This window comes from Pseudomonas orientalis, assembly GCF_001439815.1.
Lineage (GTDB): Bacteria > Pseudomonadota > Gammaproteobacteria > Pseudomonadales > Pseudomonadaceae > Aquipseudomonas > Aquipseudomonas orientalis.
The window spans coordinates 739,314-757,584 of the sequence record NZ_JYLM01000001.1; the positions used below are offsets into that span (position 1 = coordinate 739,314).

Consider the following 18,271-nt stretch of genomic DNA (forward strand, 5'->3'; position numbering starts at 1 on the left):
TGTCAACGCCCTTACAGTCAGTGAGATCAAATGTGGGAGGGGGCTTGCCCCCGATTGCAGTGGTCCAGCTGACATCTGTGTGACTGATACACCGCCATCGGGGGCAAGCCCCCTCCCACAGGGGTTTTGCGGCACCTTCAGATCACCTGCTGTCTTAAAGCAAGGATATTGGATAACTCACAAAGATTCGGTTCTCATCGAATTCGTTGTTGCTGAAATCCCGACGCATGGTCGAGTTCCTCCAGCGCACGTTCAAATTCTTCAACGCACCGCTTTGCACGGTGTAGGCCAGCTCGGACTCGCGGCCCCATTCCTTGCCATCGGTAATTGCGCCGGTATGCACGTTACTGCCGCTGATGTAGCGGTTCATCATGGTCAAGCCGGGAATGCCGAGCACCACAAAGTTGAAGTCGTGGCGCAACTGCCAGGATTTTTCTTTGGCGTTGTCATAACTGGCGTTGTAACTGTCGTTGGCCAGTGTGCCGCCGCTGGTGCCGTTAATGCGCATCCACGCGCTGTCGCCGGTGAGTTTTTGCAGGCCGACGTAGAAGGTGTTGCCGCCGTACCTGGCCGAGAGCAGGGCGAAGGCGGTCTTGTTATCGAGGTCGCCGGCCAGCGCGCTGCCGTCTTCCTTGCCGTTGAAGAAACCGAGGTTGGCGCCCAGGGTCCAGTCGCCCATCGGCTGGCTGTGGGTGAAGTTGAGGTACTGCTGCTGGTAGATATCGGTGAGTTCGGCGTACCACAGGCCGACCTGGGTGCGCTTGTCATTGAACGTGTATTCGCCGCCGCCGAAGTTGAAGCGGTCGGAGGTGAACGCGGCTCTGCCGTTCATGAACATGTCTTCCATGCTCGCGTCGTTGCGCGGGCTGTTGCCGCGGAACTGGCCGCCGTAGAGGGTCAGGCCGGCAATCTCGTTGGACGTTACCTGGCCGCCGCGGAAGGTCTGGGGCAGGGAGCGGCCGTCATCGGAGCGCAGGATCGGCAGTACCGGCATCCATTCGCCGACCTTCAGTTCAGTCTTCGATAACTTGGTTTTCAGCGCCACGCCCAGGCGTCCGAAGTTATCGGCCGGGCGACCATCATCGTGCACCGGCAGCAACTGGGTGCCGGCGGTGCCTTTGCCGCCATCGAGCTTCTGCGAGTACAGGCCCAGTACGTCAATACCGAACCCTACGGTGCCACGGGTGTAGCCGGACTTGGCATCCAGGATGAAGTTCTGCGTCCACTCTTCGGCCTTGCCCTGGGGGTTGGTGGGGTTGGTGAAGTTGCGGTTGAAGTAGGCATTGCGCAGGTTGAGCGTGGCTTTCGTGTCTTCGACAAACCCTTCGGCGTGGGCCGTGAAGGGCAGGGTGAACGCGAGGCTGCCGAGGCTGATGAGACCGAGGCGACAGGAGGAATTGCGGGCGAATTGACTCACAGTGAGGCTCCCTTTCTTTTGTTGTTTTTATTATTTGTCATACGTTGTCGTACAACATTAGGCGGGATATTTACGAGGTTTTAACGGGGTGTCAAGCAGAAGTTATAGGATGACCTGCCGGGCCTGGATAATGCCTGGATAAAAAGTGGGCACGGTCAACTGTGGGAGGGGGCTTGCCCCCGATAGCGGTGTATCAGCTGAAAATAATCCTGACTGACACACCGTCATCGGGGGCAAGCCCCCTCCCACATTTGAATGAAGCTTCAGCCGGCCATGACCATCGGCGGCAGGGTGCCCAACAGCGATACCGCCGCCACCGCTGCAACACCTAGTAACCATTCCGTCATTACACTGGCCTTCAAGCTGCTCACCCGCTGTTCGCACTGTTCCAGGCGCAACCGATTCAGCAAGGCCAGCACCAACATGCCGCCTACCAGCAGCACCTTGATCAGCAGAATCAAGGCAAAGCCTTCGAACAGCGGGGTAGGCCACAGTTGGCCGGTGAGCACGCGCACGTTGACCAGGCCGGTCACCAGCAGGCCGGCTACCAGGGCGTAACCCACGCCGCTGAAGCGCCGCAGGATCGGCTGCAGCGCAAGCGGCTGTGGCTGCCGGAGAATCAACACCAGCACCAGCAACCCGCCCAGCCAGGCACCGACGCACGCCAAATGCACCACCTGATTGAGAATCAGCAGTCGTCCGCTGAGGCCATCGAGCATGGCGCCATGGCCCACCGGTGCCAGGGTCGCCAGCATCAGCGCGATCAGCGGCAGGCGAAGCGCCGGCAAGGGCTTGATCAGGGCGATCACCAGCAGCAGGTTCAGCAGCAGATGCCAGGCCCACACCTGGCCGAAGAAGGTCTTGCCCAACACCAACTGGACGGTGGCCGGTTGCAGTGCCGCGTCCCAACCGCCGGCCATGCTGGCGGTGATAAGCAACAGCCACGCCACCCCTGAGCCGAGCCCCAGCCAGGCCAGGCCTCGGGTGATGCGCAGCAGGCGCTGGTCAAGCGCCGGTTGCGCGCCTGCCCCGAGCAGCACAGGCCTGAACACACAGGCCCCGAACATCAGCAGCACAACGATGAAATGCACGAAACGGCACAGCACCAGCAGGGTTGCCATGAATTATTGGCCGACCTTGAAGCTGTATTCACCGTTGCTCTTGTGGGTGTCGACCGACACCGCGTTCCACACCACTTTGTAGTTGCCGGCCGCGAGCGGTGCGGCGGGTGTCACCACCAGGACTTTCTTGTCGGCGTCCGGGGTTTGAAGGCCCTTGATCGCGATTTCCGTGCCGTCCTTGCTCAGGGACACCTTGGTGAAGGTCGCCTCGACGCCTTCGCTGAACGTCAGTCGCAGGTCCTTCGGTGCGGTAACGCTGCTGTCTTTGGCTGGCGTGGCGCTTTCAAGGTGCGCATGGGCAAATGCCGCAGACGCGCCCAGCAGTGAGGCGAGCAGGGCCAAGGATATCAGGGACTTCTTGATCAACATTGTTCAATACCAATCAGAGGATAGAAGTTGCCAGTGTACGAAGTTTCGGTTCGGCGTGTCGCCCCGATCTAGAGCCGATGGTAGTCTCTAGGTCGTGTTGTTGTCAGGGAGCCCTTATGGGCAATCACAAGATCGGCATTCGGCGGGTCAACGTCGAGAAAATCCTGCTGGCGGCGGAGAAGGTCTTCGCTGAAAAAGGCTATGGCAGCACTGCCATGGCCGACATCGCCAAAGAGGCGCAACTGCCGCGCTCGAATCTGCATTACTACTTCACCACCAAGAGCGAGCTGTACAGCGCGGTGCTGTTCGACCTGCTGGAGGTGTGGAAACAGGACGCCCTGAGTTTCGAAACCTTCGATGACCCGCGCGTGGTGCTCAGCAGCTACATTCGCGCCAAGATGCAGCGCTCGCGCACGCGGCCTTACGGCTCGAAAGTCTGGGCCAATGAAATCATCCATGGCGCGCCGACCCTCGGTGAGGCGTTGGATGAAAGCCTGTACGACTGGGCCAAGATGAAGGAAGCGAAAATTCGCCATTGGGTAGAAGACAAACGCATCCTGCCGGTGGAGCCGTCGAGCCTGCTGTATATGATCTGGGCGTCGACCCAGCACTATGCGGACTTCGATCATCAGGTGAATATCTTGAATGATCACCAGCCGCTGTCGGATATGCAGTTCGAGCGGGCGATTCAGACGGTGACCGGGGTGATATTGCGCGGGATTGGGTTGCAGCCTTGAGTCTTGTGGTGAGGCTGAAGGCCTCATCGGGGGCAAGCCCCCTCCCACATTTGGAATGCATTCCAATGTGGGAGGGGGCTTGCCCCCGATAGCGGTCTGAAGGCCTACACCGCCTCCCGATAAGGATTCCTCGGATCCTGGGTCCAATTCAAAAACGGCTTGCCCGTGTCGATCGGCACCATCTCGATGCAGTCGGCCACCGGACAGGTAATCTGGCACAGGTTGCAACCCACACACTCGTCATCGATCACCTCGTATTTATGCGTACCATCGACCTGCTTCAAACTGGCAATGGCCTGGTGCGAGGTGTCCTCGCAGGCGATATGGCAACGCCCGCAGCCGATGCACGTCTGCTGGTCAATCTTCGCGATCACCTGATAGTTGATATCCAGATATTTCCAGTCGGTGGTGTTGCCCACCGCGCGTCCGGAAAACCCGTGCAAGCTGGCGTAACCCTGGCTGTCCATCCACCGCGACAAGCCATCCTTCATTTCTTCAACGATGCGAAACCCATGCAGCATCGCCGCCGTGCACACCTGCACCGCGCCGCAGCCGAGGGCGACGAATTCGGCGGCATCACGCCAGTTGCCGATGCCGCCAATACCGCAGATCGGCAGGCCCTGGGTCTGCGGGTCACGGGCGATTTCGGCGACCATGTTCAGGGCAATCGGCTTGACCGCCGAGCCGCAGTAGCCGCCGTGGGTGCTTTGCGTGCCGACCATGGGCAGGGCGACCATGCGTTCCAGGTCGACGCTGGTGATGGAGTTGATGGTGTTGATCAGCGATACCGCATCCGCGCCGCCGCGATACGCCGCGCGCGCGGCCACGCGGATGTCGGTGATGTTCGGCGTGAGCTTGACGATCACCGGCAGCGAGCAGTAGGTCTTGCACCAGCGCGTCACCTGCTCCACATATTCCGGCACCTGGCCCACGGCTGCGCCCATCCCACGTTCGGGCATGCCATGGGGGCAACCGAAATTCAGCTCGATGCCGTCGCAGCCGGTGGCCTCCACCCGCGGCAGGATGTTTTTCCATGACGCTTCGACACAGGGCACCATCAGCGACACGATCAGTGCGCGATCCGGCCAGTCCTTTTTCACCTGGGTGATTTCGCGCAGGTTGATCTCAAGGGAACGGTCGGTGATCAGCTCTATATTATTGATGCCCAGCACTTCGCGATTGGCTCCATAGTGGGCCGAGTAGCGCGACGACACATTGACCGCCGCCGGGTCTTCACCCAGGGTTTTCCACACCACGCCGCCCCAGCCGGCCTCGAAGGCGCGCACCACGTTGTAGGCTTTGTCGGTGGGGGGAGCGGAGGCCAGCCAGAACGGGTTGGGGGCTTTGATACCGGCGAACACAATCGACAGATCGGCCATTACGCGGCCTCCACGTTAAGCATGAGTTGGGCATGCATGGCCTCGGCGGCCAGCTTGCCGTGTTGCACCGCCTGCACGGTGAGGTCCTGGCCGAGACTGACACAATCACCGCCGGCATAGATGCCGGGAATGCTGGTGCGCAGGTGTTCGTCGACAAAGATGCGTTCGCCCACGCGATGCAGCTGCCGGGCCAGCGGGTCGTGCAGCGCTGCGTTGTCAAAACCCTGGCCGATGGCCTTGAAGATGGCGTCGGCAGCCAGTTCGAAGGTTTCGCCGGTGGGCTGCAGGCGCCCGTTTTCCATGTGCGTGCGGGCAAAGCGCATGCCGCGTACATGGCCTTTGTCGTCAAGCAGGACTGCTTCGGGCTGGGCCCAGGTCAACAGGCGTACCTGATTGGCCTTGGCAATGTCCTGCTCATGCCGGGTCGCGCCCATGTCGGCCACACCACGGCGGTACACGAGGTTGACGTCGCGGGCACCGAGGCGCGCCATTTGCACGGCCATGTCGATGGCGGTGTTGCCGGCGCCGAGCACGATGCAGCGGTCGGCCAACGGCAGTTGGGTAAGGTCATCGGCTTGGCGCAGCTCGCGGATATAGTCGGTGGCGGCGAGCACGCCCGGGGCGTCCTCGTGCGGCAGGCCGAGGTGTTTGCTGGCCGCCAGGCCGAGGCCGAGAAACACCGAATCGAATTGCGTGTGCAGCTCGCTCAGGCTGAGGTTGTCACCCAGGCGCTGGCCGTGACGGAGCTCGATGCCGCCGATTTGCAGGAGGAAATCCAGTTCCTTCTGGGCGAAGTCGTCCACCAGTTTGTACTTGGCGATCCCGTATTCATTCAGGCCACCGGCTTTTTCCCGGGCTTCGAAAATCACCACGTCATGACCATGCAAGGCGGCGCGATGGGCACACGCCAGGCCGGCAGGCCCTGCACCGACCACGGCGATGCGTTTGCCGGTGGGCGCGGCGCGCTGGAACGGGTGTTCGCTGAAGTGGGCGTTGTCCACGGCGTAGCGTTGCAGCAGGCCGATCAGCACCGGGGCGCATTCTTCGGCGTTATTGCGCACGCAGGCTTGCTGGCAAAGGATCTCCGTGGGGCAGACACGCGCGCAGCTGCCGCCCAGGATGTTGGCCGAGAGAATTGTCTGCGCGGCGCCTTGCACGTTTTCGGTGTGGATATTGCGGATGAACGATGGGATATCAATGTCGCTGGGGCACGCGTTCACACACGGCGCGTCGTAGCAATACAGGCAGCGCGAGGCTTCCAGTCGGGCCTGGCGGGCGTTGAGGGGTGGTGCCAGATCGGTGAACTGACTGGCGAGGGTGGCGCCGTCTTCGCGGGGATGGGGGAGGTGGGTCAGGGTCTGGATCACGGTAGTGGCCTCACGGTTTTTTTTGGATTGCCTCTAAGTGGGCATTTTTGTTGCCTTCACTGGCCTCATCGGGGGCAAGCCCCCTCCCACATTGAAATGCATTCCAAATGTGGGAGGGGGCTTGCCCCCGATGGCGGTCTCAGCGGTTCACAGCCACTGGCTTGGACAGCGCTGCCCGCTTGCTCAACTGCTCGAACACCGACGGGTACGCCGGCCGCTGCACATACCGCCCGGCGCCACGCTCGGCGCGCAGGTCGCCATCGGCCCAGACCAGCTTGCCCTGGCTGATGGTGTGGCTCGGCACGCCGCGTACGGTCTTGCCTTCGAAGATGTTGAAGTCGACCTGCTGATGATGGGTCTTGGCGGAAATGGTGCGCGTGCCCTCAGGGTCCCACAGCACCAGGTCGGCATCGGCGCCCACGCGAATCGCGCCTTTGCGCGGGTAGAGGTTGAAGATCTTCGCGGTGTTGGTGGAGGTCAGCGCGACGAATGCCTGCATCGACAGCCGCCCGGTGTTGACGCCTTCGTGCCACAGCAGCGCCATGCGGTCTTCGATGCCGGCGGTGCCATTGGGGATCTTGCTGAAGTCGTCACGCCCGACGGCCTTTTGCTCGGCGCAGAAGCAGCAGTGGTCGGTGGCGGTGGTGTGCAGGTTGCCCGATTGCAAGCCGTGCCAGAGTGCCTCCTGATGCCCGCGCGGGCGGAACGGCGGGCTCATCACGTAGCCGGCGGCGGTCTGCCAGTCGGGGTGTTGATAGACGCTGTCATCCAGCAGCAAGTGGCCGGCGAGCACTTCGCCGTAGACCGCCTGACCCTTGCCCCGCGCATAGGTGATTTCGTCCAAGGCTTCCCGGGTGGAGACGTGCACCAGGTACAACGGCGTGCCGAGGGTTTCGGCGATGCGGATCGCACGGCTGGCCGCTTCGCCCTCCACCTGGGAAGGACGCGACAGCGGATGCGCTTCCGGCCCGGTGATGCCCTGGGCCATCAATTTGCGTTGCAGGTGGTAGACCAGCTCGCCGTTTTCCGCATGCACCGTGGGTACCGCGCCCAATTCGAGGCAGCGCTCGAAACTGGCCACCAGAGTGTCGTCGGCGGCCATGATCGCGTTCTTGTAGGCCATGAAATGCTTGAAACTGTTGATGCCGTGGTGGCTGACCAGTTCGGCCATTTCTTCGCGTACCTGGTCGCTCCACCAGGTGATCGCCACATGAAAGCCGTAGTCGGACGCCGACTTCTCGGCCCAGCCGCGCCATTGGTGGAACGCCTCCATCAGGGACTGCTGCGGGTTGGGAATCACGAAGTCGATGATCGACGTTGTACCACCGGCCAAACCCGCCGCCGTGCCACTGAAAAAGTCTTCACTGGCCACAGTGCCCATGAACGGCAATTGCATATGGGTATGGGGATCGATGCCGCCGGGCATCAAGTATTGACCGCTGCCATCGAGTGTTGCAGTGCCGGCGGGAATATCCAGGTCTGTGCCAATCGCACGTATCAGACCGTCTGCGCAAAACACATCGGCGCGGTAACTTTCATCATGGGTAATAACGGTGGCGCCACGGATCAACAGCGACATGTCGAGTTCCTCACAGGCTTGACCGGCTTGTGCCAGTTCTAAGTGTTGTAATACGGTTCACCGAGAACGGTTTTATTCCTGTCATTGGTGACAGGAATAGAAACTAGCCCGAGTTTTTCGATTGGGCAAGAATATTTTTATCAGTCTGGTTACTGATCTAACTTATTGATTTTTAAGCATAAAAATCTAATTTCACCAAAATGGCGCAAGCGGATACCATTTTGACGCACTTGACAGGTTGCCGATTTGAGCAACATTTCTTATTGCAAATCAGCCGCTTGAGAGATGGCGCTTGACGGGGCCGGGAAATAAAAATAATTGTGTTGCACCAGATTGAGTCCTGAAGGTTCGGACAACTTCCGTGTCATCACGCCTGAGTCGCACGGCAAGTTGCGAATACTCAATCGGGTAATCGGATAAAGCTGATTAACATCAGCCAGTTATATATGCAGTGTGGGTCGCGAAGCGGTTGTCGGCACGGTTATTGAGTGCAGTGGCGGCTGGCCGGGCCTGAGATGTCATGTTGTCTACGAGGTACTCCGGCCACCTGCCTTAACCGCGCAGGTGAGCAACAATAATTTTAAAAAAACCGTGGAGCGGCCATGCAACAGAACAGATCGCAAGTCATTGAACGCAACGGCCTGTACGAACTCGACGCCGGCCCCGACGTCCTCGACAGCCCGCGCTACAACCACGACATGGCGCCGACCAAGGTGCACGAACGCACCTGGAGCACATGGCATATCACGGCGCTGTGGGTCGGTATGTCGATCTGTGTGCCCACCTACACCCTGGGCGGTGTGCTCACCGCGTACTTCGGGTTGTCGGTGGGCGAAGCGCTGATGGCGATTTTGCTGGCCAACATTGTGGTGCTCATCCCACTGACGCTTAACGCATTTCCTGGTACGAAGTACGGCATTCCGTTTCCGGTGCTGTTGCGCTCATCGTTCGGCATCCTTGGCTCCAATGTGCCGTGCCTGATCCGGGCGCTGGTGGCGTGCGGCTGGTTTGGTATACAGACGATGTTCGGCGGGTTGGCGATTCACCTGTTCCTGGGGTCGATTTTCGAGGGCTGGAAGTCCCTTGGCGGTACCGGCGAGGTGATTGGTTTCATGGTGTTCTGGTGCCTGAATCTGTGGGTGGTGTTGCGTGGCGCCGAGTCGATCAAGCGCCTGGAAACCCTGTCGGCGCCGTTGCTGGTCGCCGTGGGCATTGGCTTGCTGGTGTGGGCGATGCCGAATGTATCGATCAGCGAACTGATGGCGATCCCACCCAAGCGTCCCGAAGGCGCGAGCCTCACCGGTTACTTCATGGCCGGCCTCACCGCCATGGTGGGGTTCTGGGCCACGTTGTCGCTGAATATCCCTGACTTCAGCCGCTACGCCAAAAGCCAGAAGGACCAGATCCTCGGGCAGATTTTCGGCCTGCCGCTGACCATGTTCCTGTTCGCCGCCCTGGGCGTGATCATGACCGCCGCCTCGGTGAAACTGGTGGGGGTCAGCGTGTCCGACCCGGTCACCCTGATCGGGCATATCCAGAGCCCGGTGTGGGTCGCCATTGCCATGGCGCTGATCATCATCGCCACCTTGTCGACCAACACGGCGGCGAACATTGTTTCGCCCACCAATGATTTTCAGAACATCGCGCCCAAGCTGATCAACCGCACCACGGCGGTGATTCTGACCGGTCTGGTGGGGTTGGCGCTGATGGCCCATGAGTTGCTGAAAAAACTCGGGCTGATCGTATCGGACGTCAGCCTGGAGACGGTGTATTCCAACTGGTTGCTCGGCTATTCCAGCCTGTTGGGGCCGATTGCCGGGATCATGGTGGTGGACTATTTCATCACCCGCAGGCAGCAGCTGGATCTGGCGGGACTCTACCGTGACGACGTGTACCCGGCCTGGAACATCAGCGGTTTTATCGCGTTCGGCGTGCCGGTGGTGCTGACCTTGCTGTCCCTGGGCAGCGACGCGTTCAGCTGGTTCTACAGCTATGGCTGGTTTACCGGCTCGGCGTTGGGTGGGGTGCTGTATTACGCGCTGAATGCCAGGCGCGCGATCACGCCAGTCGCAGCCAAATCATCTATGTGAACACGGTCAAAAATGTGGGAGGGGGCTTGCCCCCGATTGCAGTGTGTCAATCACCTGTAACTGAACCACCGCTATCGGGGGCAAGCCCCCTCCCACATGTTGACCAGTTTTCACTGTTGGAATCGTGTCAATTCAAGCCTGAGGAGATCCCCCCATGAACGCTGCCCTCGACGTTCTGCAATCGACCCATCAGCACATCAACCGCGACCGGTTATGGCAGTCGCTGATGGACCTGGCCAAACTCGGCGCCACCCCCAAGGGCGGGGTGTGCCGCCTGGCCCTCACCGACCTCGACCGCAAGGCCCGCGACCTGTTCGTGCAGTGGTGCGAGGAGGCCGGTTGCACGGTGACCGTCGACGGCATCGGTAATATTTTCGCCCGACGCCCAGGGCGCAATCCCGACCTGCCGCCGGTGATGACCGGCAGCCATATCGACACCCAGCCCACTGGGGGCAAGTTCGATGGTTGCTTCGGTGTGTTGGCTGGTGTGGAAGTACTGCGCACCCTCAACGACCTCAAGCTCGAAACCGAGGCGCCACTGGAGGTGGTGGTGTGGACCAACGAAGAAGGCTCGCGTTTTCCACCGTGCATGATGGGCTCCGGGGTGTTCGCCAAGAAATTCACCCTGGCCGATACCCTGGCCAAGGTGGATGCGGACGGCGTCTCGGTCGGCGAAGCGCTGAACGCCATCGGTTATGCAGGCACGCGCCCTGAGAGCGGGCACACAGTCGGCGCTTATTTCGAGGCGCATATCGAGCAGGGGCCGATTCTCGAGGATGAGAAAAAAACCATCGGCGTGGTGCTCGGAGCCCTCGGGCAGAAGTGGTTCGACCTGAAGCTGCGAGGCGTGGAAGCGCACGCCGGACCGACGCCGATGCACCTTCGCAAGGATGCGCTGGTGGGCGCCGCCGCGGTGGTCGCCGCAGTAAATGCAGCGGCATTGCAGCACCAGCCGCATGCCTGCGGGACCGTGGGTTGCCTGCAGGCGTATCCCGGTTCGCGCAATGTGATTCCTGGTGAAGTGCGCATGACCCTGGATTTTCGTCACCTGGAGCCGGCGCGCCTGGATTCGATGATTGCCCAGGTGCGCAAGGTGATCGATGACACCTGCGCCAAACATGGGTTGAGCTTTGAACTGGAACCCACCGCCGACTTCCCGCCGCTGTATTTCGACCCGGGCTGTGTGGATGCCGTGCGCGATGCGGCCAATGGCCTGGGACTGTCGAACATGGACATTGTCAGCGGGGCAGGGCACGACGCGATTTTCGTCGCCGAGCTGGGCCCGGCGGGGATGATCTTTGTGCCGTGTGAGGGTGGCATCAGCCACAACGAAATCGAGAATGCCGCGCCGGATGACCTGGCGGCGGGGTGTGCGGTGTTGTTGAGGGCGATGTTAGCGGCTTCAGCAGCCATCGCCAGCGGCAAGCTCGCGGCCTGAAATGCGGTAAAAAGAATGTGGGAGAGGGCTTGCCCCCGATGGCGGTGTATCAGTCACCAGATTTATTGAATGACCCACCGCTATCGGGGGCAAGCCCCCTCCCACATTTGAACTGTATTGGACGTTAGACCCAAATGGCATCCCACAAGGGGTAATCGCCAATCCGCTCGACCAACCCTGCCCGCAATGGATTGGCCACTACATAGCGGGCCATTTTCACAAGGTCATCCTCTTTGCGCAGCGCCCGGTCGTGGAAGCTTTCCTGCCATAGCCGGCCTTTGCGTCCAGCGGTGCCGTTGACGGTTCGTGTACTCCTGGATTTTACCTGGCACATCAGGTTTGCCAGCGAGCCTTTTTTCAACTCGATGATCCAGTGGAAATGGTCGGGCATGATGACCCATGCCAGGGAGTTTGCCAGCCCTTGGTGCTGAGCGATCCGAAACTGCCAGACCACCAGGCGACCGAGATGGAAATTGTTGAATATCGGTATGCGTTCGTGAGTGTTGGTGGTGATGAGGTAGATACGGTTGGGTTCGCTGAAACGTCCGATGCGCAGGCGGTGTGACGCGGGTAAATCTGCCATTCCCTGGCCCTCTCAACAAGTGTCTGGAGAGGCTAGGTCGCCGAGCAAGAGGTCGGCGGACAGGCTTTTGGCAGGATGTGTCTGGAGGGCCGCTATCGGGGGCAAGCCCCCTCCCACAGGGGCTCAGCTCGGTTCATACATTGTGTGTCTGGCGCGGAACCAGTGTGGGAGGGGGCTTGCCCCCGATTGGGGTTTCAATCACAGCCTCAGGCGCCGGGTTGCCATCCACCCCCCAACGCCGTCACCAACCCCACGCTCGCCTGCAACTGCCGCGTCTGCACTGCCTGCAACGTCCTCTGCGCCTGCAAGGCCGCCGTCTGCGCGGTGACCACATCCAGATAACTCACGGCTCCCGCCTCATAGCTGTTCATCGCCAGCGCTTGAGTGTGCTGCGCCGCATGCGCCGCGGCCTGTTCATCCTGGGCCTGCTGCTGCAAGTCGCGCAGTTGTGCAAGGTTGTCTTCCACCTCGCGCACGGCTTTCAAGACCTGGCTGCGGTACTGCGCGGACGCTTCTTCAAACTCGGCCTTGGCCTGGCGTTCGTTGGCACTCAAGCGCCCGCCATCAAGGATGGGCAGGTTCATCAGCGGCCCCAGCGCCCAATAGCGATTGCCCGCTGAAAGCAGATTGCCCACGCCCTGCGTCTGGCCGCCAATCAACCCCGTCAGGCTGAAGTCCGGATACCACGCCGCCTTGGCCACGCCGATAGAGGCATTGGCTGCGAACACTCGTCGTTCCGCCGCTGCGATATCCGGGCGACGTTGCAGCAGGAGGCTCGGCAGCTGCGATGGAATCCCTGGCAAGGCCATCAACTGCGGGCTGGGCGGCAATGAAAAAGTGCTGGCCGCCACGCCGACCAATTCGCCGATGGCATGCTCGGTCAGGTTGCGCTGCCCGCGTACTTCATCCAGCTGCGCCTTGGCCTCGGCCAGTTGATTTTGCGCACGGGTGAGGTCCAGTTCCGACGCGATCTGGCCTTCATAACGGCTGCGGGTAAGTTGCAATGCCTGGCTGAAATCCTCCAGCGAGTGCGTGAGAATCCGGCTCTGCGCATCCAGCCCGTTGAGCTGCACATACAGCGTTGCCAACTGGCGTTGCAGGCTCAGGCGCGCCACGGCCAGGTCATCCCCGGATGCCTGGGCCTGGGCATCGCCGGCCGCGACCTGGTTGCGGATCCTGCCCCACAGGTCCAGCTCGTAGCTCAACGAGAATCCGGCGGTGTCGCTGTTGTACACCGACGGTTGCGTCGTGCCGCGCAACGGCCTCGAATCCGACTGGCGCTGGCGCAACGGCTGGGCGCTGGCGGTGATCTGCGGGAACAGTCCCGCATGCAACTGGCTGGCATATGCCTGGGACGCATCGAAATGCGCCAGCGCCGCGGCCAGGTCCGGGTTGGCCTTGAGCAGTTGCTGTTGCAGCGCATCGAGCGTTGGGTCGTTGTACAGCTTCCACCACTGCGGCGCCAATGGGTCGGACGGCTGCGCGCTGTGCCATGGGCCATCGCTGGTCTGTTCGCGATAGCCCGCCGGCAGGTCAACCGACGGCACTTGATAGGCGGGCGCCATGGAGCAGCCTTGCAAGGCCAGCAGCATCAATGCCGCAAACGGGTTAAGCCTTGGGCGCATGGGCACCCCCGGTGGCATCGGCCAGTTGGACCGGGTCGCCTTCGCGCAGGGCATCGGGCGGGTTGTCGATGATGCGGTCGGCGGGTTTCAGGCCCTGGTCGATCACCAGGCGCTCGCCCAGGTCCAGGCCGATATGAATGGCTTGCAGGTGCACATGGTTGTGCCCGTCCAGTACCGCGACCTGGGTGCCCTGGGCGCGGAAGATCAACGCGCTGGCCGGGATGCTCACACCGTGGGTGTCCGCCGGAATCGGCAAGGTCGCTTCGGCATAGTCGCCGGGCAGCAGTTCACCGTTCGGGTTGTCGACGACGAACTGCGCGAGCAGGGTGCCGGAGCGTCGGTCGATAGCCGTGGAGTCGCCGATCAGGCGCGCCTTGAAGTGCTCGCCCGGATGTTCGGGCACCGTCAGCTCGGCTTCCAGGCCTGGGTGGATTACCGCCGCGTAGTTCTGTGGCACCGGCACGTACAGGCGCAATTGGTGCGTGTCGGCAAGGCTGAACAGCTCCGGATCGCTGTCGGTGTCGGCCTTGATCAACTGGCCGATGTCGGTGTTGCGCGCGGTGATGGTGCCGGCGAAGGGCGCGCGCAGGGTCTTGTAGCTTTCCAGTGCGCACAGCCGCGCATAGTCGGCGGCGGCCGCCTGGGCATTGGCTTTGGCGGCGGCGGCATCCGAGGCTTTCTCATCGGCTTCCTGGCGCGACACGGAATGGCTGGTCAACAGGTTTTGCCAGCGCGTTGCGGTGGTGGCGGCCAGGCGCGCATTCGCCTGTTCCTGGACCAGGTGGGCGTGGGTTTGCGCCAGTTGCTGGTCAAGGTCCGGGCTGTCGATTTGCGCGAGGATTTGCCCGGCCTGGACCTGGCTGCCGATATCGACTTTCCAGTCTTTCAAATAGCCGCTGACCCGCGCATGGATCGGCGCCTTGCTCCAGGCCTCCAGGTGCGCCGGCAAACGCAGCGTATCGCCAGCGGCATTCTGTTCGGGCTGGAACACCATCACCTGGGGAATGGCCGCGGTTTCAGTCCAGGCGGTCACCGATTGTTCATGCAGCGTGCGGGCATGCAAGCCGTTGGCGACCAACAGGGCGGCCAGGGTCAGGCCGCCGACACCCATGAGCATCAGACGCTTGCGCGAGGGTTTTTGATCAGACGACATGGGACGTTTCTCCAGCAATAGCGCGAGTAGGGTGACGACCGTGGACCAGGCTGAAGACCACGGGAACAAACAACAAAGTGGCGATGGTGGCGAAAATCAGGCCGCCGATCACGGCGCGGCCCAGTGGCGCGTTCTGCTCCTCGGACAGCGCCAGGGGCAGCATGCCGATGATCATCGCCAGGGCGGTCATGCACACCGGGCGAAAGCGCGTGTAACCGGCCTCCATCGCCGCTTTCAAGGCATCGCCATGTTCGGCCAGGCGTTCACGACAGAAGCTCACCACCAGGATCGAGTTGGCGGTGGCCACGCCCATGCACAAGATCGCGCCGGTCAGGGCCGGCACCGACAACGAGGTGCCGCTGAGGAACAGCATCCACACGATCCCCGCCAGTGCCGCGGGCAACGCGGTGATGATCACAAAGGGGTCGGCCCAGGATTGGAAGTTGACCACGATCAGCAGGTAGATCAGCACCACGGCGCCGAGCAGGCCGAAGCTCAAGCCGCTGAACGCCTCGTGCAACGCATCGATCTGCCCGTGCAGGCTGATCGTTGCGCCTTTGGGACGCATGGACGCCGTGTCATCCAGGACTTTTTGCACATCGCGTGCGACGCCGCCGAGGTCGCGGCCCTGCACGTTGGCATACAGGTCCAGGGTGGGTTCGATGTTGTAGTGGGTCACCACCGCCGGGCTTTGTACCCGCGAAATAGTCGCCACGCCGCCGAGGATCTGGGACTGGCCATCGGCCCCGGTTACCGGCAGTGCTTCCAGCGAGGGCAGGCTGTCGAGGCGGTATTGCGGCGTAGCGGCCACGATCGAGTAGGACACGCCATTGGCCGGATTCAGCCAGAACGTGGGCGCCACCTGGGAGCTGCCGGCGAGGGAGGCGACCATGCTGTTGGTCACGTCTTTTTCGGTGATGCCCAGGCCATTGGCGCGCAGGCGGTCCACATTCACTTGCAGCGACGGGTAACCGGTGGACTGCTGGATCCGCAGGTCGGCGATGCCGGGGACGTGTTGCAGGCGCCGTTCGAGTTCCACGGCATAGGCGCGGTTTTCTGCATCGTTGCGCCCGGAAATCTTGACGTCCAGCGGTGCCGGCGCGCCGAAGTTGAGGATCTGGCTGCTGATGTCCGCCGGCAGGAACGCAAAATGGCTGCCGGGGAAGCTTTGCGGCAGGGCTTCACGCAGTCGTTTCACGTAATCGGCGGTGGGCGCGTGGTCCTTTTTCAGCGTGACCTGGATATCGCCGTCCTGCGGGCCGATGGTGCCGCTGCTGCTGTAGGCCATGTCGATGCCGCTGAGCGGGATGCCGATGTTGTCGACGACCGTGTCCAGCTCCTGCGCCGGGATCACCTCGCGAATCCGCGCTTCGATGCGGTCGAACGCGGCGGCGCTTTCCTCGATACGCGTACCCAGCGGCAGGCGCACATGCAGCGCCAGTGCGCCGGCATCGGTGGCCGGGAAAAAATCCTGGCCCAGGCTCGGCAGCAACACGAACGAGGCCAGCACGCAGGCGAGAAAACCGACGATAAAGCGCTTGCGCGCGCCGAGCGCGAGCATCAGCAGGCCATGGTAAGTGTCGCGGATGTTCGAGAAATGCCGTTCGAACCCCTGCTGGAAATTCAGTACCCCTTGCAGCACGGCATGGCGCGGCTTGCGGTGCTGTTCGCCCTCGTGGTGGTTGATGAATGGATCTTCCGGATGATGCCCCAGGCCTTGCTCCGGTACGTGGGGCTTGAGCAGAAACATCGCCAGGGTCGGCACCAGGGTGCGCGAGAGAATGAACGAGCTGGCCATGGCGAAGATCACCGCCAGCGCCATCGGCCGGAACAGGTACCCGGCGATGCCTTGCAGCAGGAACATCGGCACGAACACGATGCAGATGCACAGCAGCGAGACGAACGCCGGGCCGACGATTTGTGCGGCACCGTCGAGGATCGCGGTCTTCACCGCCTTGCCTTGTTCCAGGTGCCAGTTGATGTTCTCGATGGTCACTGTGGCGTCGTCCACCAGAATGCCCACCGCCAGTGCCAGCCCGCCCAGGGTCATCACATTCAGGGTTTGTCCGCTGACCGCCAGCAGCGCGATGGCCGACAGCACCGCCAGCGGAATCGACGCGGCGATGATCAGCGTCGAGCGCCAGCTGCCGAGAAACAGCAGGATCATCGCGCTGGTCAGCAGGGCGGCGATGATGCCTTCCTGGGCCACGCTGCCTACCGACTGTTTGACGAACACCGAGGCGTCGCCCAGCAGTGAGGTCTTCAGCGACGGCGGCAGGGTTTCGTTGATGCGCGGCAGCATCTGGCGGATGCCGTCGATGATCGAGAGCGTAGAGATACTGCCGTTCTTCAACGCCGGCATCAGTACCGCGCGGTGGCCGTCGACGCGCACGATATTGGTCTGCGGTGGCGAGCCGTCCCGCACGTGGGCCACTTGGCCGATGGTGATAATCGCGCCGTCGACGTTCTTGATCGGCAAATCATTGAGCTCATCGATGGCCTTGGGGCTGTTGTTCAGCAGGATCGTGTATTCGTTGGGGCCGAGCTTGGCGGTGCCCACCGGGATGATCTGGTTCTGCAGCGCCAGGGCGTTGCCCACGTCCTGGGCCGACAAACCCTTGGCCGCCAGGGCCTGGGGATCGAGGTCCAGGGTGATCTGGCGCTGCTTGCCGCCCATTGGCGTGGGCATCGCCAGGCCGGGCAGGGCGCTCAGCGGCAGGCGGATATTGTTCTGCACCAGGTCGCGGATCCTGGCTTCCGACAGGCTCGGGCTGGAGAACGCCATTTGCAGGATCGGTACTGTAGAGGCGCTGTAATTTAGAATCAGCGGTGGAGTAATGCCCGGTGGCATCTGCTTGAGCACGGTCTGTGACACCGCCGTGACCTGGGCGTTGGCGGTGCGGATATCCACGCCGGGCTGGAAGAAGATCTTGACGATGCCCATGCCCGGCAGGGATTGCGATTCGATATGTTCGATGTCGTTGACGGTCGTGCTCAGGGAGCGTTCGTAGGTGTAGATCACCCGCCCGGCCATGGCGTCCGGCGACAGGCCGTTGTATTGCCAGACCACGGCGACCACCGGAATACCGATATCGGGGAACACATCCGTGGGCGTACGCAGGGCCGCCATGGGCCCGATGATGCAGATGAATATGGCCAGCACGATAAACGTGTACGGCTTGTGCAGTGCGGTCTTTACCAGCCCGAGCATGCGTGAGTCTCCGAAAAAAACAGGATTGCAAACCCCGGCAGTCTTGCCCGACCCAACTAACACGCACCTTTCAGCCAGGTGAAGGAAGATTTAGGTAACGGCTGAAGATCCTTTCATTTGTATTCATTTGTTCTACAAACGGCGGCTCTTCAAGCTTGCCAGCCATCGAATACGCTTTTTTACCGATGTGCTTTGGAGCCCT

Annotated in this window: 13 protein-coding genes; 3 read left to right on the plus strand and 10 right to left on the minus strand. The window is 61.7% G+C overall.

All coding sequences use genetic code 11. The annotated features are described in order from the left end of the window. Window positions 1-154 precede the first annotated feature (154 nt). The 3 genes from TU82_RS03270 to copC all read right to left on the minus strand — a co-directional run bounded on the left by TU82_RS03270 (window position 155) and on the right by copC (window position 2,907). Window positions 155-1,417 carry an OprD family porin gene (locus TU82_RS03270; protein WP_057721676.1) on the minus strand — a complete coding sequence of 421 codons (1,263 nt, stop codon included), beginning with the start codon at window positions 1,415-1,417 and terminating at the stop codon, window positions 155-157. Between the two features lie 263 nt (window positions 1,418-1,680). Continuing rightward, window positions 1,681-2,538, minus strand: coding sequence for a copper homeostasis membrane protein CopD (copD, locus tag TU82_RS03275; protein WP_057721677.1), 858 nt, complete (start codon window positions 2,536-2,538; stop codon window positions 1,681-1,683). Window positions 2,539-2,541: 3 nt separating this feature from the next. After that, the gene (gene copC, locus TU82_RS03280) at window positions 2,542-2,907 is read right to left on the minus strand and encodes a copper homeostasis periplasmic binding protein CopC (RefSeq protein WP_057721678.1); all 366 of its coding nucleotides are present in this window, start codon (window positions 2,905-2,907) and stop codon (window positions 2,542-2,544) included. Window positions 2,908-3,023: 116 nt separating this feature from the next. Here copC and TU82_RS03285 point away from each other — a divergent pair, with 116 nt between their 5' ends. After that, a complete protein-coding gene (locus TU82_RS03285; protein ID WP_057721679.1) occupies window positions 3,024-3,644 on the plus strand; it encodes a TetR/AcrR family transcriptional regulator in 621 nt (206 codons plus the stop codon). A 104-nt stretch (window positions 3,645-3,748) separates the two neighbouring features. Here TU82_RS03285 and preA read toward each other — a convergent pair whose 3' ends face one another. The 3 genes from preA to hydA form a co-directional block, all read right to left on the minus strand. Next, on the minus strand, window positions 3,749-5,023 hold the full coding sequence (gene preA, locus TU82_RS03290) for an NAD-dependent dihydropyrimidine dehydrogenase subunit PreA (RefSeq protein ID WP_057721680.1): 1,275 nt from the start codon (window positions 5,021-5,023) through the stop codon (window positions 3,749-3,751). After that, window positions 5,023-6,390: an NAD(P)-dependent oxidoreductase gene (locus TU82_RS03295; RefSeq protein WP_057721681.1), complete on the minus strand. Its 1,368-nt coding sequence runs from the start codon at window positions 6,388-6,390 to the stop codon at window positions 5,023-5,025. The genes preA and TU82_RS03295 overlap by 1 nt, the downstream gene beginning before the upstream one ends. A 139-nt stretch (window positions 6,391-6,529) precedes the next feature. Then, window positions 6,530-7,969, minus strand: a complete 1,440-nt coding sequence (gene hydA, locus TU82_RS03300; RefSeq protein WP_057721682.1) for a dihydropyrimidinase — start codon at window positions 7,967-7,969, stop codon at window positions 6,530-6,532. 602 nt (window positions 7,970-8,571) lie between these two features. Here hydA and TU82_RS03305 point away from each other — a divergent pair. Then, window positions 8,572-10,059: an NCS1 family nucleobase:cation symporter-1 gene (locus TU82_RS03305; protein ID WP_057721683.1), complete on the plus strand. Its 1,488-nt coding sequence runs from the start codon at window positions 8,572-8,574 to the stop codon at window positions 10,057-10,059. Window positions 10,060-10,213: 154 nt separating this feature from the next. Then, a complete protein-coding gene (locus TU82_RS03310; protein ID WP_057721684.1) occupies window positions 10,214-11,497 on the plus strand; it encodes a Zn-dependent hydrolase in 1,284 nt (427 codons plus the stop codon). Between the two features lie 124 nt (window positions 11,498-11,621). On the opposite strand, the gene TU82_RS03315 is transcribed toward TU82_RS03310, so the two are convergent. From TU82_RS03315 to TU82_RS03330, 4 genes are all read right to left on the minus strand, one after another. Next, entirely contained in the window at window positions 11,622-12,080 is a 459-nt protein-coding gene (locus TU82_RS03315) for an REP-associated tyrosine transposase (protein WP_057721685.1), read from the minus strand. Between the two features lie 206 nt (window positions 12,081-12,286). Then, entirely contained in the window at window positions 12,287-13,705 is a 1,419-nt protein-coding gene (locus TU82_RS03320; RefSeq protein WP_057721686.1) for an efflux transporter outer membrane subunit, read from the minus strand. Next, a complete protein-coding gene (locus TU82_RS03325; protein ID WP_057721687.1) occupies window positions 13,689-14,858 on the minus strand; it encodes an efflux RND transporter periplasmic adaptor subunit in 1,170 nt (389 codons plus the stop codon). The genes TU82_RS03320 and TU82_RS03325 overlap by 17 nt, the downstream gene beginning before the upstream one ends. Continuing rightward, window positions 14,848-18,069, minus strand: a complete 3,222-nt coding sequence (locus TU82_RS03330; protein WP_057721688.1) for an efflux RND transporter permease subunit — start codon at window positions 18,067-18,069, stop codon at window positions 14,848-14,850. The genes TU82_RS03325 and TU82_RS03330 overlap by 11 nt, the downstream gene beginning before the upstream one ends. Between the last annotated feature and the right edge of the window lie 202 nt (window positions 18,070-18,271).

Excerpts from the sequence above, each read along its gene's own strand:
- copD (WP_057721677.1), bottom strand. The coding sequence starts at position 2,538 with ATGGCAACCCTGCTGGTGCTGTGCCGTTTCGTGCATTTCATCGTTGTG.
- copC (WP_057721678.1), bottom strand. The coding sequence starts at position 2,907 with ATGTTGATCAAGAAGTCCCTGATATCCTTGGCCCTGCTCGCCTCACTG.
- TU82_RS03285 (WP_057721679.1), top strand. The coding sequence starts at position 3,024 with ATGGGCAATCACAAGATCGGCATTCGGCGGGTCAACGTCGAGAAAATC.
- preA (WP_057721680.1), bottom strand. The coding sequence starts at position 5,023 with ATGGCCGATCTGTCGATTGTGTTCGCCGGTATCAAAGCCCCCAACCCG.
- hydA (WP_057721682.1), bottom strand. The coding sequence starts at position 7,969 with ATGTCGCTGTTGATCCGTGGCGCCACCGTTATTACCCATGATGAAAGT.
- TU82_RS03305 (WP_057721683.1), top strand. The coding sequence starts at position 8,572 with ATGCAACAGAACAGATCGCAAGTCATTGAACGCAACGGCCTGTACGAA.
- TU82_RS03310 (WP_057721684.1), top strand. The coding sequence starts at position 10,214 with ATGAACGCTGCCCTCGACGTTCTGCAATCGACCCATCAGCACATCAAC.
- TU82_RS03315 (WP_057721685.1), bottom strand. The coding sequence starts at position 12,080 with ATGGCAGATTTACCCGCGTCACACCGCCTGCGCATCGGACGTTTCAGC.
- TU82_RS03320 (WP_057721686.1), bottom strand. The coding sequence starts at position 13,705 with ATGCGCCCAAGGCTTAACCCGTTTGCGGCATTGATGCTGCTGGCCTTG.
- TU82_RS03325 (WP_057721687.1), bottom strand. The coding sequence starts at position 14,858 with ATGTCGTCTGATCAAAAACCCTCGCGCAAGCGTCTGATGCTCATGGGT.
- TU82_RS03330 (WP_057721688.1), bottom strand. The coding sequence starts at position 18,069 with ATGCTCGGGCTGGTAAAGACCGCACTGCACAAGCCGTACACGTTTATC.